Source organism: Nocardioides sp., assembly GCF_016462705.1.
Taxonomy (GTDB): Bacteria; Actinomycetota; Actinomycetes; order Propionibacteriales; family Nocardioidaceae; genus Nocardioides.
Genome location: NZ_JAEMSS010000106.1, coordinates 1 through 14,870 on the forward strand (window position 1 = coordinate 1; position 14,870 = coordinate 14,870).

Genomic DNA, 14,870 nt, shown 5'->3' on the forward strand with positions numbered 1-14,870 from the left:
GGCTCGGGGTCGGGCCTGGAGTCGTCGGACTGCAGGATCCGCAGGTGGCCGCGCCGGATCGTCTCGTGCGACCCGCTCTCGGCGGCGGGCGCCGCCGCGGGGGTCACCGGTCGCCCCGCCTCCCGGACCGCGTTGGCCAGGGCGAGCAGGTCGTCGTCGGAGGGCCCGCGCGGGGAGAGATCGCTGGCCAGCCGCAGGACCTCCCAGCCCCGGGGGGCGGAGAGCCGCTCGCTGTGCTCGCTGCACAGGTCGTAGGCGTGCGGCTCGGCGTAGGTGGCGAGCGGACCGAGCACCGCGGTCTGGTCGGCGTAGACGTAGGTCAGCGTGGCGATGGCGGGCCGCCCGCACGTGGATCGCGAGCAACGACGGGAGCGCCCTGGCCCGGGCGACGTCGCGGCGGTGGTCACAGCGCGACCGTACCGGCGCGCACGCCCGGCGGCGTTGAGGCTCGCCACTAGTGTCGGGGCGTGCCGAGGACGCGTGACCGCCGTGGGCGCGGGATGCGAGGTCCCGGGGTCCTGCCCAGACAGCCCGGCGTCCCGGAGCTGCCCACCGCCAAGGAGCGGTTCGACGAGCTGGTGCTCGATGTCGTGACCACCATCGACCGGCGTTGGTCGGACCGGCTCGGGCTCGTGGAGTACGCCGTGGAGGACGCGCCGCGGATCCCCGACGACTGGGACAGCCCCCACGTCCCGCTCTCCTCCCTGGTGCGCGGCACGGGCGCGCGACCCACCCGGCTGGTCCTCTTCCGGCGGCCGATCGAGCACCGCTGCGAGACCCGCGCCGACCTCGCCGCGATGGTGCTCACGGTGCTCGTCGAGCAGGTGGCCGAGCTGCTCGGGATCGACGCCGAGGAGGTCGACCCGCGCTACCGCGGCCGGCCCGACTGATCCGGCCACCGGAGGTGCCGACGGCGTACCCTCACGCCATGAAGTGGCCCTGGCAGCGGGAGAAGGCAGCGGACGGGACCGCCAGCAAGGACGTCGACGTGCTGTTGGCCGAGGCGAACGCCGCGTCCCCGACCGGCCCGTTCCGGATGGTCGTCGAGGACGTCTTCACGATCAAGAGACGGGGCACCGTCGCCACCGGGCGGATCGGCTCCGGCAACGTGCGGGTGGGTCAGCAGGTGCGGATCCGGAGGGCGGGGACGGTGCTGGGCACCACGTCCGTGACCGGCGTCGAGATGTTCCGGACGAAGCTCGAGACGGCCTCCGCCGGGGATAACGTCGGTCTGATGCTCGCCGGCGGGACCGGCGACAACGTCATGCGCGGCGACGTCCTCGAGTCCTGACCGGGCCGCTGCCTCGACCTGCGTCAGGGCAGCGCCGGGCGGACGTCGGGGACCAGACCGTCGGTCAGCAGCTCACGCAGCGGGAGCACGGCGACCCCTTGCTCCGAGGTCACCACGAGCGCCGCCCGGACCGTCGTCCGCTCGGGAGTGACCCGCACGAGGGCCGTGCCCTCGGGGAGCGCGACCGTGGCACCCGTGTCCGGCACCAGCTCGATCTCCTCGCGGGAGAGCTCGGTGCCCGACGCGTCGAGGGCCACCACCGTGGCCAGCCCGACGCCGGCCGGGTCGGCGAGCAGCAGCCGCGCCTTGCCGGCCGGCACCAGGACGGCGGTCGCCGACCCGAACGGTGACACCGTCGACACCTCCGAGAGGTCCCCGCCGGCGAGCTGGCGCAGGTTGGCCACGACCGGCCCGGTCGAGTCCAGGAGCAGACCGGTCGCTCCCTGGGCGACGGCCTCGTCCAGCAGCCCCGTCAGGGTCACCGGCTTGGTCGTGCCCGGTGCGACGGCGACCGGCTCGAGACCGGCGGGGGCGAAGACCGCGTCGGGCGTGACGAACCGCACGGTGACCCGCACCTCGTCGTCGCCGGGGTTCCCCAGCACCAGGGTCCGCTCCCCCGCACTCCGGGTCAGGCCCAGGAGCAGGTTGCGGCTCGACGGCTCCGCCTGGGGGGCCAGCCAGTCCGTGGCGGCGAGGCCGGTGCCGAGCTCGTCGACCGAGTCGGCGACGTCGACGGCGAGGCGTCCCCGGCTGGTCGTCACCTGGGCCATCAGCTCGCCACGCCGTGGGATGAGCGCGCCGAGGTCGATCTTCACGCCGTCGCCGCCCGGGACGGACACGCCGAGCAGCTCGGGTACGTCGAGGGGCCCGGACTGGGACCACAGGACCACGTCACCGACCGCGCGCCCGGCGTTGGGGTTGACCAGCTCGATGACCGAGCTGTGGGTGGCGCCGGAGCCGAGGCCGGCGAACCACTGCTCGGCGCTCGGCGGCCGGCAGTCGGTCGCGGTGAGCGGCGAGCTGCTCGACCGGCCCGCCACCAGAGCGGGGGCCAGGTCGTCCGTGCCGGAGACCACCACCGGTCCGCCGGGCGCGACCGGGGTCGGTCCGGTCGCCGCCTCGACGGACGAGACCCGGGAGGGTGCGACCTCCACCGCGCGGACGTCGTCCCCCAGTCCCGCCTGTAGCTCCCCGTCCGCCTCCGTGAGCGTCGTGACCCCCACGAACGCGCCGGCGCCGGTTCCCGGGCCGAGGGCCGACGGGCACACCACCGACGCGGACGTCAGGGCGGTCAGCTCCGGCGCCCGCCGTTCGCCGGCGCCGGAGCCACCGGCGTCCGGGGTGGTCACCAACAGTGCGGCCAGGCACACCACCGGCAGCGCGGCCGCGACCACCAGGTCGGGCCGGAGTCGCCTCGTCGGCCGGCTCATCGCTGCCTCCTGGAGCTCGTCCTGCTGGTGGTCGGCGCGCACAGGACGAGCACCGTGACGACGGCCACGGCCTGCCCGGCGAGCAGGGCGATCCGCAGCCAGGAGCGCGGGCCGTCCAGCTCGTCGGCCGAGAGCGGACGGTCGACCAGCCAGGCCCGGGTCCCGCGGTCCTCGGCGCTGGCCGCCTCGAGCCCACTGGTGGCGTCCAGGACCGCGGCGACGTCCGGGTCCGCGGGCGCCGGCAGCACGACGTACTCGATTCCGGCGTCACCGAGACCCGACACCTCGGCCGGCGTGGGGCGCGACACCAGGGAACGCACCAACCCGTCGAGACGTGCGTCCGGTTCCGAGTGCGCGACGATCTCGTCCTCACCCAGGCGGAAGCCGTCCTCGCGACGGACCAGGTAGCGCAGGCCCTGGTCGACGCTGCCGCGGACGACGAGGATGCCGTGCTCGGGACCGCCCTCGGAGCTCTGGACCATGTACGCCGGGATGTCCGGGTCGAGCCGTTCGTCCAGCTCGGGCTGGCCGGCGGTCAGGAACCACGCGAGCCCACCGACGGGGACGGCCACGGCCGCCCCGGCCGCCGCGACGGCGACCGCGCTCCGCCACCGTGGCATCCGGCTCTGGACCAGGCCGAGTGCACCCAGTGACGCCGCGACGAGAAGCGCGCCCTGCAGCACGACGAGCAGGAACCCCTGGCCGGCGGCGCTGGAGCCCGCCAGCAGGTCGACCCGGACGAAGGACAGCAACAACGCGACGAGCGCCGCGACCACCGCGACCATCCAGGCGATGAGGACCGGGATCCTGGTCGCCCGGGGGACCAGCGCCAGGACGGCGAGGACCGGCACCACGGCACCGAGCCACCAGGGCGCCCCGAGGTCGCCCAGCCGTCCGGCGAGCAGGTCGAGCCCGTCCGCGGCGGGTCCCGGCACCCGGCCGGCGTCGAGCAGCAGCGCGGACCCGGCGCCGTGGGTCAGGGCGGACACCCACCAGGGGGCGAGCAGCAGCGGGACGACGCCCACGGCCGCGGCCGGGGGGCCCCAGGTCGAGCGGTCGCCCATGGCGCTCGGCAACAGCCGGAACGCCGCCGTGACGACGACGCCCCCGAGCAGCACCGCGAAGACCCAGGCCGCGGGGGTGAATGCGGTGACCACGGCGAGCAGCACGCCGCTGCGCCACGCGGCGCGCCAGCGGCGGTCCGGGACCGGGTCCGCGAAACCCAGGGCCGCGTGCGCGAGCCAGGGCAGCAGCACCGCGGCGACGACGAGACCGAGCCGACCGTCGCCCCAGCCGCCGGCGACGACCGGCACCAGGGCGTACGTCGTGGAGCCCCACAGGATCACCCAGCGGGGCGCGCCCCCCAGGCGGACCAGGCGACCGGCCACCCGCAGGAACCGCCAGGCCCCCCAGGCCGCGCCGGGCACGGCGAGGACCAGCAGCAGGGACACCGCCGCCGCGGGGCTCCCTCCGAGGACCGTGGCGACCAGGGCCAGGGGCAGCAGGTAGGCCGGGGCCGGCACCCCGGTGCCCTGCCCCAGGGGGTGCCACGACTCCGTGTGCAGCCGCCACCAGGAGCCGACGCCGTCGGGGACGGGGGACAGACCGCCGCCGGCGACCTCGCCCAGGGCACCCCGGGAGGCGGCCAGCGCGACCAGCACGAAGACCGCGACGAGCACGGCCACCGGGTTCGTGAAGAACCGCGCCACCAGGCCGCTGTCCTCGATGAGCTCGTCGTCGCTGCCGTCCCCGCTGAGGCGCTCCAGCTGCTGGGTCCGGCGGGCCGCGAAAGACTCCGGGTCCTGCTCCGCCTGGGCGGCCCGGCGGCGGTCGGCGACGTCCGCGGCCTGCTGGCCGAGGGCACCGCCCAGGTCCCGCAGGAAGTCGAGGCCGTGCCGGTAGGGCAGCCACCACGGGGGCAGGAGAGGCCGTACGTCGGCGGTCGCCGCGGCCTGCCGCGCGCGGCGGGCCGCCAGGAGGTGCCCGGGGTGGCGCAGGACCGACACCAGGGCGGCGAGGTCGTCCAGCGCCTCGCCCGGCGACCGGACCAGGAGGAAGCCGAGCATCCGCACGAACGTCCCCAGGGTGAGCCGCACCACCTGCAGCGGCAGCCGGCGCGGCCGGCCGTTGGCGAGCAGCGTGAACAGCGCGGCCCGCCGCTCCTGGTAGTGCGTGTGCCGTCCGGTCAGCGGCGTCTGCCGCACGCCCCGATGGGCGGCCTCGGCGTGGAACACCACGGCCTGCGGCACCACGATCGTGCGGTGCCCCGCCGCGGCGGCGCGCCAGCCGAAGTCAAGGTCGTTGCCGAACATGGGGAGCTCGTCGTCGAACCCGCCGAGTGCCTCGAGGACCCGCCGGCGGACCAGCATGCCGGCGGTGTTCACCGCGAGGACGGGCCGCACCTCGGCGTACTGGCCCTGGTCGTACTCCCCGCGCTCCAGTCCTGTCTCGCGCCGGCCGGTCCCGGAGATCGTCACGCCCAGCTCGAGGACCGCCTTGAGCGACGGCCACTCGCGCAGCATCGGCCCGAGCACGTCCGCGTCGGGGTGCTCGGCGGTGCCGGCGAGCAGCGCCAGGAGGGCCTCGGGGTGCGGGTTCGTGTCGTCGTGCAGGAGCCACACCCACTCGGGCGCCGACCCGTCGCGCCCGGCGAGCTCGGCCAACCGCTCGAGCCCGAGCCGGACCGCGGCCGGGTAGGTCGTCGACGACGGCGCCGGAACCACGTGGTCGGCACCGAAGGCGTCCGCGAGCAGCCGGGGGCTCTCGTCCTTGCTGCCGGTGTCCACGGCGACCCGGGTGGCGATCGGCGCCTGCTGCTCCGCCAGGCCGGCGAGCACCGTCGGCAGCCACGAGGCACCGTCGTGGCTGACCAGGAGGACCGCGACGTCCTCGCCACCGGCCGGGCCCTCGCCCCCGCCGACCCGCGCGGCGCGGTGGCCGGTGGACGGGGCGGCGGAGTCGGACACGGTCGTCCACAGTAGGGGGCCGGTGTGCGGCCCCGGAAATGCGAGAAGCCCCCGCTCATCCGGGGGCCACCTCGCTGGTTGCTACGTCAGACCGCGCGCTTCTTGAGCTTGCGGCGCTCCCGCTCGGAGAGCCCGCCCCAGATGCCGAACCGCTCGTCGTTGCTCAACGCGGACTCCAGGCACTCGTTGCGCACCTCACACGTGAGGCAGACCTTCTTGGCCTCCCTCGTGGACCCACCCTTCTCGGGGAAGAACGCCTCCGGGTCGGTCTGTGCGCACAGCGCACGCTCCTGCCAGCCCGCGTCCTCGATGTCCCCGTCGAGGAGAAAGAGTTCTCTCACAGCACTCGCCTCCCGGCCCCGCCCTCTCGAGCGGAATCTACGACCCTGAAAATGCTCTCGACCCTGCCGTCCTGCCGGTGACTCCGCCCGACCGGCCAGCCCGAGATGTCTCTGGTCCACGAGTGAAGAACACTACGGGAATTACATGCCTGTCATCCACGGAAGTCAAGCCCTGGTCTGGTATGGCCTCGGGTCCCTGACAGGCTGGTCACCGTGAATCAGATGCGCCGGATCACCGTTCTGTCGGGCGGGATGGGTGGCGCGAGGTTCCTCAAGGGCCTCCTGCACGGCATCCGCGAGGGCACCCTGCCGGGTGTCGCCGGCGACGCCGAGGTCACCGTGGTGGCCAACACCGCGGACGACATCTGGGTGCACGGCCTCAAGGTCTGCCCCGACCTGGACACGGTCATGTACACCCTCGGCGACGGCATCGACCCCGAGCGCGGCTGGGGCCGGCGCGACGAGTCCTGGAGCGTCAAGGACGAGCTGGCGGCGTACGGCGTCGAGCCGACCTGGTTCGGTCTCGGCGACCGTGACGTCGCCACGCACCTGGTCCGCACCCAGATGCTCGACGCGGGCTACCCGCTCTCCCAGGTGACCGAGGCGCTGTGCCGGCGCTGGCTGTCGCCCAGGTTCGGGACGGCCCTGCGGCTGCTGCCGATGACCGACGACCGGGTCGAGACGCACGTCGCGGTGCGCGACCCGGACCTGTCGCGGTCACCGAGCGGCCGCCGGGTGGTCCACTTCCAGGAGTACTGGATCAAGCTGCGCGCCGCGGTGCCCGCCGAGGCGGTCGTGGTCGTCGGCCTGGACGAGGCCACGCCCGGCCCGGGGGTCATCGACGCCATCACCGACGCCGACCTGGTCGTGCTGCCGCCGTCCAACCCGGTCGTGTCGGTGGGGACGATCCTCGGTGTGCCCCGGGTGCGCGAGGCGGTCACCGCCACCGCCGCGCCGGTCGTCGGCCTGTCCCCCATCATCGGCGGCACCCACGTGCGCGGCATGGCCGAGCAGCTGCTCACCTCGATCGGGGTCGAGGTGAGCGCAGCCGGTGTCGGGCTGCACTACGGCGCCCGCTCCGCCGGCGGCGTCCTCGACGCCTGGCTCGTCGACAGCCAGGACGCCGGCGACCTGGACCGGCTGCACGAGACCGGTCTCGCCGCCGCGGCCGTGCCGCTGCTGATGACCGACGACGCGGCCACCGCGGCCATGGCCGGTGCGGCGATCCGGCTGGTCACGTGATCGTCAGCGTGACGGCGCCGGACGGCGCACCCGAGGTCCGCCCCGGCGACGACCTGGTCGCGTTGCTGCTGCCCCTGGTCGACCTCGCCGACGGCGACGTCCTCGTGGTCACCAGCAAGGTCGTCAGCAAGGCCGAGGGGCGGCTCGTCCCCGGCCTGGACCGCGAGGCGGCGATCGCCGCCGAGGCCGTCCGCGTCGTCGCCCGCCGCGGGGCGACCACCATCGTCCGCACCCGGCACGGCCTGACCATGGCCGCCGCCGGCGTCGACAACTCCAACGTCGAGGTCGGCATGCTCGTCCTCCTCCCCCTCGACCCCGACGCCTCTGCCCGCCGGATCCGGTCGGCCGTCGCCGACCGCGCCGGGCTCAACATCGGCGTCGTCGTCACCGACACCGCGGGCCGCGCCTGGCGGGAGGGTCAGACCGACATCGCCGTGGGCGCCGCCGGCCTGACCGTCCTCGACGACCACGCGGGGCGGGTGGACGCGCACGGCAACCCGCTCGCGGTGACCGCACCCGCGGTGGCCGACGAGATCGCCGGGCTGGCGGAGCTGGCCTCCGGCAAGCTCGGCGGGCGCCCGTTCGCCGTGGTCCGCGGCCGCGCCGACCTGGTGCTCGCCGCGGGTGACCACGGGCCGGGGGCGACGGCCCTGGTCCGGCCGGAGGCGGGCGACCTCTTCGGTTTCGGGGCCCGCGAGGCGGTCGTCCGGGCACTGCTGGGCCGCGACGGAGACCGGGCCGGGTTCGGGGCGCCGGCGGGTGCCGACGAGCTGGCCGACGCGATCCGCTCGATCACCGGGCTGGACGCCCGTCACGAGGGGGTCGACCTGGTGGTCGCGACCCCTCCCGACGTCCGCCTGGAGCTGCTCGCCTACGCCCACGGCTGGTCCCTGGTGCCGCCGGCCGGTCACGGCCAGGACACGGTTGGCAACGCCGAGGCCCGGATCCGACCGGGCACTCCGTAGACTCTGCCCGCCCGACCGACCAGCAGCCGAGCCCCCGAGGTAGTCCCCCGTGGCCAAGAAGTCCGTCAAGTCCGACCGCCAGGCGGTCATCGACGAGATCCGCAAGAAGCAGAAGGGCGCCGACCGGCGCCGGGGCTTCGCGATCGTCGGCGTCTGCGCCCTGGTCGCGTTGATCATCCTGGGGCTGGCGGTCTACCCGATCATCAAGCGCAACCGGGACCTCTCCGAGTTCAACAGCCTCAAGCTCGAGGAGATCGGCGCCGCGGCGTCGGTCTGCCAGGACGTCATCACCAAGCCCTCCGAGGGCAACGCCGACCACGTCGACGAGACGCAGCAGGTCGAGTACACCGACGCTCCCCCGACGTTCGGTGCGCACTGGAACGTCGCGGGCCTCGCACCCGCCACCTTCGAGCGGAAGTTCTACACCGCCAACGACCGGCCCGAGCTCGAGTCGCTGATCCACAACCTCGAGCACGGCTACACGATCCTCTGGTACGACGAGACGGCCAAGGACGACACCGACATGCTCAACACCATCGAGGGCATCGCCGACAAGTTCTCCAGCGACGACGAGAACTTCCGGCTGAAGTTCATCGCGGCACCCTGGACGTCCGAGGACGGCGAGGACTTCCCCGACGGTCAGCACATCGCGCTGACGCACTGGTCGGCCGGCGGCAACGGCGAGACCGACACCTCCAAGCAGGTGGGGGTCTGGCAGTACTGCTCCGAGCCGAGCGGCGCCGCCCTGAAGTCGTTCATGGACGAGTACCCCTACACCGACTCGCCCGAGCCTGACGCCATGTGAGGGACGCACCCCCCGAGCCTGCTGCCGTAGCGCCGACTCGGCGCACTTGGAGCGCAGGTCGACGTTGTGCCTGACGCAACCCCAGGCCGCCCTCCAACTAGGTGAGGTCCGACCGACCGCTCTCCTTCAGCGCCGCCACGATGTGCTTGACCTCCTGCGCCCGGCTCCGGGTGGTGACCAGGAGCGCGTCCGGGGTGTCGACGACCACCACGTCGTCGATGCCGATCACCGCGACCATCCGGCCGGACCCGGGCACGACGAGCCCGGTGCCGTGCACGGTGCGCACCAGCGACTCCTCGCCGAGCACGATCGGGACGGCCCGGTCCTCGGTGGCGCCGAGCAGCTCCGCGAGCGAGTCGAAGTCACCGACGTCGTCCCAGCCGAACGACGCGGGCACCACCGCGACCCGGCCGGCGTCGGCCGCCGGCTCCGCGACCGCGTGGTCCACGGCGATCTTGGGCAACGTCGGCCACAGCTCCTCGAGGCGGGCCGGGTCCGCGGCGATGGCGCGGAGGGAGGCGGCGAAGTCGGGGTCGCCGTCGGCGAGCAGGTCCAGGAGCACGCTGGGGCGGACCACGAACATCCCCGCGTTCCACCGGTACTCGCCGCTGGCGAGGTACTCGCGGGCCATGTAGACCGAGGGCTTCTCGACGAACGCCCGCACCCGGAACGCGCCCGGGTGGCCGTCCAGGTCGTCGCCGAGGTGGACGTAGCCGAAGGCCGGCGACGGTGTCACCGGGTCGATGCCGATGGTGACCAGCCAGTCGTCCCGGGCGACGTCGGCGGCCAGCCGGACCGTCTCGCGGAAGACCCCGGGCTCGGTGATCACGTGGTCGGCCGCGAACGACCCCATCACGGCGTCCGGGTCCCGCCGCTCGAGCATCGCGGCGGCCAGGCCGATCGCCGCCATCGAGTCCCGCGCGGACGGCTCGGCCACGACCGAGCCGGGGTCGAGCTCCGGCAGCTGGGCGGCCACGGCGTCGCGGTGCGCCGCACCGGTGACCACGATGACCCGGTCGTCGGTGATCGGGCCCAGCCGGTCGAGGGTTCCCTGGATCAGGGTCCGGCCCGAGCCGGTGAGGTCGAGGAGGAACTTCGGGGCCAGCGCCCGGGAGAGCGGCCAGAGCCGCGTGCCCGCGCCGCCGGCGGGGACGACTCCCCAGAAGTGCTCGATCGAGTGGGTGCTCGGGTCCGTCACACAGCGCAGCCTACGGTTGGCGCCGTGACGACCTTCGCCCAGATCCTCGAGGCCGAGCGGCGGCGCGACGGGGGCCGCCCGCTGCTCACCTGGTACGACGAGTCGACCGGCGAGCGGGTGGAGCTGTCCGTGGCGACGTACGCCAACTGGGTCGCGAAGACGGCGTCGCTCCTGGTCGAGGAGCACGACCTCGAGCGGGGCGACCTGTTCCGGGTCGACCTGCCGGTGCACTGGCTGACCGCCGTCTTCGTGGGGGCGGCCTGGACGGCGGGCCTGGTGGTCACCCAGGACGACGACGCCCCGGCCGCCGTGGTGACCGGGCCCGCCGGGCTGGACCGGTGGGCGGCGTCCGCCGACGACCTGCCCGTGCTGGCGTGCTCGCTGCTGCCGATGGGCGTCCGCTTCGCCGGGCCGCTGCCGGCGGGCGTGCACGACGTCGGCGTGGACGTGTGGTCTCAGCCGGACGCGTTCGTGGCCTCGGACCCGCCCACCGCGTCGGACGCCGCGACGAGCACCGGCGGGGTCGTCGTCACCCACGGCGAGCTGTGGAGCGCGGCCGCCGCCGGGAGTCTCCTCACCGACGGCGGCCGCCTCATGGTTGCGGCGAACCCGGCTTCCCCACCGGAGCTCGCCACCTTCACCGAGCCGCTCGCGCGCCGCGGCTCCGTGGTCCTCGTGGTCGGCCCGGGCCTCCACGGGGAAGCTGGGTCCGACCGGCTCGACGGCCTCGCGCAGGCCGAACGCGTCACCTCGCTCAGGATCATGTCGGGGGCCTAGCCGACCAGGTCGTAGGCCTTCATCCCGCCGGCCATCTTCACCGGGGCGGCGAACCCGGTCGGGCCCCACTGGAGGAGCGAGAGCCGGCCCTTGCCGGCCTTCCGCACCACCAGGTCCGGTGACCCGGTGAGGCCGACGTCGCCCACCCCGACGACCCAGTCGTACCTCGTGACGTCCACGCTGATCGGGAGCGCGCCCGTGAGTCCGCCGGGGCCGTTGCCGGCCCAGGCGGTCAGGACGTTGCCGTTGCGCACCATCACGTCGGGAGCCCCGTCGCCGTCGAGACGGCCGACGCCGACCAGCTGGCTGCCGGTCATCTTCCCGTAGGCCTTGTACGCCGCGGCCAGGCCGGCGGTCCCGCCCCCGGCGTAGATGTGCACACCGGAGCCGGCCGGCTGCCCCATGAGGTCGGGGTACCCGTCACCGGTCATGTCGCCGACCGCGGCGAGCATGCTGAACCCCTTGAACGAGGTCCCCAGCCGGATCGGCGGGCCGCCGAAGCCACCGGCCCCGTCGCCGCGCCGGATCCGGACCGCACCCTTCTTCGACCGCGTGGCGATGTCGTTGAACCCGTCGCGGTCCCAGTCACCCACCGAGAGCACGAGGTCCGCCCGCTTCAGGCTCAGGCCGGTCTCGACCGGCGTGCCCAGGGACACACCGGTGGCCGTGGGTTCGATCGGCAGGATGACGGCCTGGCTGTCGCTGATCCGGCGCGCGACGAGGTCCGGCGCTGGACTGCCGACCAGGTTGGGCTGGGGGTCGCGGCCCGACCAGTCCGCCTGGGCGAGGGCGGCGAGCCGCCTGATCTCGGGAATCTGGGCGTAGAGGTACCTGCCGGGACACGCCGTCGACGCGGCGTCGCGGTGCCCGTTGATCGCCTGGAAGTTCTTCGAGCCGATCCGCTGGATGGTGGACGCGGCCGAGACCCCGTGCAGCGACAGCTTCCAGGCCATCAGCGCGGCGTACGCCTGGATCATCTCGGTCGGGGGCTGCACCAGCTCGAAGTTGCCGATGGCGGACATGGCGAACGAGTAGCTGTTGTAGTTGAGCGTGTGGGCACCCACGACCGCACGGTCGACCCCGCCGTACCGGCCCTCCCAGATCCGGCCGAACCGGTCGACCAGGAAGTTGTAGCCGATGTCGCTCCAGCCGCGGGACTGGGTGTGGTAGGCGTAGATGGACCGGATGATCGCCGGGACGTCCTCGCGCTTGTAGTCGTTGGCGTTGACCGTGTGGTGCACGAACCCGCCGTGGACCTCGAAGTACGACGGCTTCCCGTCCCGCTTGGACTCGTCGGCGCCCCACTGGGCGCGGGAGTAGATCACCGGCTTCGGTGTGACCGTGGTCGCCTGCAACGCGATGGCCTCGTCGGCGACGGGCTCTCCCGCGACGTCCGGCCCGGGCGCCTCCACCACCGGCGGCTCGGCCTCCGCCTGCGCGCCAGTGGGCGGTGTCGCGAGGTCCGCGGTGTCGATCTCCGGGGCCTCCTCCTCGGTCGCGGTCGCTGTCCCCGGGTCGACCACGGCGAGCGTGAGGTCGGCCGGCAGCTCGCCGTCGGCCATCTCGACCTTCACCTGCACCTGGTCGACGTCTCCGACGACCGTGCCGTCGGTGCCGGGCCGGGCCTGAGCCGCCTCGGCGCTGTCCGGGTCCGGGCCGTGCTCCTCGTGGTAGGTCAGGTCGCTCCACTCCGACCAGGCACCGTCGGTCTCGGTGCGGACCTGGATGGCGATCGCGTCGTCGGCGACCTCGGTGCTGCCGTCCCAGGTGACGCCGACGGCACCCAGTCCGGTCACCGTCTGCGGGTCGCTGAGCACCTCGGTCTGCCCCGACCGCTCGGCCGGCCCGGCCTGGTCGGCCTGATCGGTCTGCTCGGCCTGATCGGTCTGGTCGGCCGGATCGGTCTGCTCGGCCTGATCGGTCTGCTCGGCCGCCGTCTGCGCCTTGGGTGTCAGCGACACCTCGCGGACGACCGGGTCGACCGGGGCCGTGGGCACCTCGGACTCGTGGGTGGTCTCGACGGCGTAGTCGCGCAGCTGCTCGTCGACGCCTTCGACCGCGCCCGGTGACCGGCCCTGCGCGGGGGCCTGGACGGTGGACTCGACCGGCTGCCGCGGCACCACCGGCTTGGTCGGCGCCACTCCCACGACGTCCAGGGACACCACTCCGGCCGCGGGCACGAGGGCCACGACCACGACGCCGAGCGCCAGCAGACGCTGGCACACGGCGATGTAGGCACGACGTGAGGGACGCATTCGAACCGAGCTCCAAGGTGTGGGGGAAGGTCACACGCGAAGCAACTGTCACAGCCGTAACAGACCGGCGCTAGGGGTTCTGAGTAACTACAAACATGTAATTTCCAGTCGACACGCCGATGAGGCTCGTCGAACTTCGGGTGGCGCCGGGATCAGGGCAGCTCCATCCGGACCCGGGTGCCGCTCCCCTCCGCCCGAGGCTCGACGCGCAGCGTGCCGCCCAGCTCGTCGGCCCGCTCGCGCATCGACGTCAGTCCCACGCCGGCGCCGCGGTCGTGGTCCAGACCGCGCCCGTCGTCCAGCACCTCCAGGGTCAGCGGCCCGTCCGGCGGCGCCTGGACCCGGATGTGGACCGTGGTCGCGTGGGCGTGCCGGTAGGCGTTCATCAGGGCCTCGGCCGCGACGTGGTAGACGGCGATCTGGAGACGCGTCGCGAGCTCTCCCGCGATGTCGCACTCGACGTGGACCCGGATGCCGGACGCGCCGAAGCGCTCGGCCAGCACGCCCAGGGCGAGGGGCAGGTCGCCGTCGTCGAGCTGGGCCGGGAGCAGGGCCCGGGCGAGCAGCCTGATGTCGTCGGTCCGTCGCTCGATCTCGGTCTCGAGCTCGGCGAGCAGCGAGGCGGCCCCCGCCGGGTCGTGGGTCAGCCGCCGCTGGGCGGCCGCCAGGCCGAGGCCCACTCCTGCCAGCGCCGGACCCATGCCGTCGTGGAGGTCGCGGCGCAGCAGTCGGCGCTCCTCGTGCCGCACCTCCACGAGACGCCCGCTCGCCAGCGTGAGCTGGTCGTTGACATGGGCCAGCTCCAGCGCGACCGCCAGCACGCTGCCCATCTGTGCCACGAGCCGGTGGGTGCGCTGGTCGATCCGCTGCCCGTCCGGCGCGGCGACGGTCAGCAGACCCACGCTGCGGCCCTCCACGAGCAGCGGCAGGCTCAGCTCGGCGCGCGCCACCGACCCGGAGACGGCCCGCACCTGGCCGTCGGCCGCACGCACCTCGACGCCGCCCAGCCGCAGGCCGTCCCGGAGCGAGGAGACGAGGAACGTCAGGCTGCTGCCGGACCGGCCGTCGCCCAGGTCGCGCCCGAGGGCGTCGAGCAGCCGTCCGGGATCGGCGGCGTCCCCGTAGACCAGTCGGTCGACCTGTTCCTGCAACCAGTGCCGCAGCGGTTGTCCGAGGGCGACCACGAGCCCGACCGCGACGAACGCGGCGAGCCCCTCCGACCGCGGGATCAGCTGGCCGATGAGCCAGGCGAGGGCGGCGTACCCGGTCAGCACGGCGCCGGTGAGCATCGCCCACACCGTCACCCGGCTCAGCACCAGGTCGACCCCCCACAGCTGCTGGCGCAGCACGACGACGAGGAGGGCGACGGGCAGGAACGCCTGCGCGAGGATCAGGCTGACGCCGGACAGCTGGAAGGCCCAGTCCTCGAGCCGGACGACGAAGATCGGGACGAAGGCCGCGGTCAGGAAGCCCTGTCCGATCGCCAGCCAGCCGAACCCCGGGCGCGCCGTGCCCCGCAGCCGCCACCAGACCCGGGTCAGCTGCCCGACGGCCACCACGGAGAGGGCCAGGCACAGCCGGTCGGGCCACTGGTCGAGGA

13 protein-coding genes are annotated in these 14,870 nt (G+C 74.1%); 6 read left to right on the forward strand and 7 right to left on the reverse strand.

Translation table 11 applies throughout. From position 1 onward, the window contains the following. A partial coding sequence (locus JHD21_RS13850; protein WP_292676385.1) for a DUF3499 domain-containing protein occupies positions 1-332 on the reverse strand: 332 nt, incomplete at its 3' end. Between the two features lie 135 nt (positions 333-467). Here JHD21_RS13850 and JHD21_RS13855 point away from each other — a divergent pair. Both JHD21_RS13855 and JHD21_RS13860 read left to right on the forward strand, forming a co-directional pair. Next, entirely contained in the window at positions 468-890 is a 423-nt protein-coding gene (locus tag JHD21_RS13855; protein WP_292676352.1) for a metallopeptidase family protein, read from the forward strand. Between the two features lie 38 nt (positions 891-928). Continuing rightward, positions 929-1,291, forward strand: a complete 363-nt coding sequence (locus tag JHD21_RS13860; protein ID WP_292676355.1) for an EF-Tu/IF-2/RF-3 family GTPase — start codon at positions 929-931, stop codon at positions 1,289-1,291. Between the two features lie 23 nt (positions 1,292-1,314). Here JHD21_RS13860 and JHD21_RS13865 read toward each other — a convergent pair whose 3' ends face one another. The 3 genes from JHD21_RS13865 to JHD21_RS13875 all read right to left on the reverse strand — a co-directional run bounded on the left by JHD21_RS13865 (position 1,315) and on the right by JHD21_RS13875 (position 6,028). Then, positions 1,315-2,721 (reverse strand): DUF5719 family protein, encoded by a 1,407-nt coding sequence (locus JHD21_RS13865; RefSeq protein WP_292676358.1) that lies wholly within the window; start codon positions 2,719-2,721, stop codon positions 1,315-1,317. Beyond that, the gene (locus JHD21_RS13870; RefSeq protein ID WP_292676361.1) at positions 2,718-5,687 is read right to left on the reverse strand and encodes a glycosyltransferase family 2 protein; all 2,970 of its coding nucleotides are present in this window, start codon (positions 5,685-5,687) and stop codon (positions 2,718-2,720) included. The genes JHD21_RS13865 and JHD21_RS13870 overlap by 4 nt, the downstream gene beginning before the upstream one ends. 86 nt (positions 5,688-5,773) lie before the next feature. After that, on the reverse strand, positions 5,774-6,028 hold the full coding sequence (locus tag JHD21_RS13875; RefSeq protein WP_292676364.1) for a WhiB family transcriptional regulator: 255 nt from the start codon (positions 6,026-6,028) through the stop codon (positions 5,774-5,776). Between the two features lie 222 nt (positions 6,029-6,250). On the opposite strand from JHD21_RS13875, the gene cofD reads away from it, so the two are divergent. The 3 genes from cofD to JHD21_RS13890 are packed head-to-tail and all read left to right on the forward strand — an operon-like array spanning position 6,251 to position 9,040. Then, complete coding sequence (cofD, locus tag JHD21_RS13880) at positions 6,251-7,270, forward strand: 2-phospho-L-lactate transferase (protein ID WP_292676388.1); 1,020 nt, start codon at positions 6,251-6,253, stop codon at positions 7,268-7,270. Next, entirely contained in the window at positions 7,267-8,235 is a 969-nt protein-coding gene (cofE, locus tag JHD21_RS13885) for a coenzyme F420-0:L-glutamate ligase (protein WP_292676366.1), read from the forward strand. Before cofD ends, cofE begins: the two co-directional genes overlap by 4 nt. 49 nt (positions 8,236-8,284) lie before the next feature. After that, positions 8,285-9,040: a DUF3105 domain-containing protein gene (locus JHD21_RS13890; RefSeq protein ID WP_292676369.1), complete on the forward strand. Its 756-nt coding sequence runs from the start codon at positions 8,285-8,287 to the stop codon at positions 9,038-9,040. A gap of 97 nt (positions 9,041-9,137) precedes the next feature. Here the strand turns inward: JHD21_RS13890 and JHD21_RS13895 are convergent, their stop codons facing one another. Next, positions 9,138-10,238 carry a mannose-1-phosphate guanylyltransferase gene (locus JHD21_RS13895; RefSeq protein WP_292676372.1) on the reverse strand — a complete coding sequence of 367 codons (1,101 nt, stop codon included), beginning with the start codon at positions 10,236-10,238 and terminating at the stop codon, positions 9,138-9,140. Positions 10,239-10,262: 24 nt separating this feature from the next. Here JHD21_RS13895 and JHD21_RS13900 point away from each other — a divergent pair, with 24 nt between their 5' ends. Further along, entirely contained in the window at positions 10,263-11,015 is a 753-nt protein-coding gene (locus tag JHD21_RS13900; protein ID WP_292676375.1) for a TIGR03089 family protein, read from the forward strand. Here the strand turns inward: JHD21_RS13900 and JHD21_RS13905 are convergent. Continuing rightward, complete coding sequence (locus tag JHD21_RS13905; RefSeq protein ID WP_292676379.1) at positions 11,012-13,270, reverse strand: N-acetylmuramoyl-L-alanine amidase; 2,259 nt, start codon at positions 13,268-13,270, stop codon at positions 11,012-11,014. The genes JHD21_RS13900 and JHD21_RS13905 overlap by 4 nt on opposite strands. A gap of 152 nt (positions 13,271-13,422) precedes the next feature. Continuing rightward, positions 13,423-14,870 (reverse strand): ATP-binding protein (locus tag JHD21_RS13910; protein WP_292676382.1); only part of this gene is annotated, 1,448 nt, incomplete at its 5' end.

Bases quoted from the DNA above. Each gene is read 5' to 3' on its own strand.
- JHD21_RS13860 (WP_292676355.1), top strand. From the start codon at position 929: ATGAAGTGGCCCTGGCAGCGGGAGAAGGCAGCGGACGGGACCGCCAGC.
- cofD (WP_292676388.1), top strand. From the start codon at position 6,251: ATGCGCCGGATCACCGTTCTGTCGGGCGGGATGGGTGGCGCGAGGTTC.
- JHD21_RS13905 (WP_292676379.1), bottom strand. From the start codon at position 13,270: ATGCGTCCCTCACGTCGTGCCTACATCGCCGTGTGCCAGCGTCTGCTG.
- JHD21_RS13865 (WP_292676358.1), bottom strand. From the start codon at position 2,721: ATGAGCCGGCCGACGAGGCGACTCCGGCCCGACCTGGTGGTCGCGGCC.